1 protein-coding gene is annotated in these 271 nt (G+C 61.6%); it reads right to left on the bottom strand.

Annotated features, from left to right (window positions below; genetic code table 11):
* Positions 1-271 (bottom strand): hypothetical protein (locus ACCD07_RS32335; RefSeq protein ID WP_413449697.1); only part of this gene is annotated, 271 nt, incomplete at both ends.

The raw sequence follows: 271 nt of genomic DNA, 5'->3' as shown, positions 1-271 counted from the left end.
CATCAAGCCCAGCAGGGTGCCGTGCGCCAGACGCAGGAAGGGCCGGTTGTCCACCTCACCCCAGGTGATCTGGCCTTTGAAGCCTCTGGGGATGTGGGCCAGTGCCTGCTTGTAGGCCCGTTCATACACCTCGGTGGCTTCATCCTGCAGGCCCAGTGCCCACAACCGGTTGGCAATGAAGTTCTGAATTTCCAGGTTATACGGCGTGGTGGCTTCCAGCTTGCGCGCTTGCATCAGCGCCTGCTTGTGGCTGAGCTGGCCTGCCTCCAAC

Origin of the sequence: Duganella sp. Dugasp56 (assembly GCF_047304105.1) — a bacterium.
Taxonomy (GTDB): Bacteria; Pseudomonadota; Gammaproteobacteria; order Burkholderiales; family Burkholderiaceae_D; genus Rugamonas; species Rugamonas hordei.
This window is presented reverse-complemented; position numbering and strand designations above follow the sequence as displayed.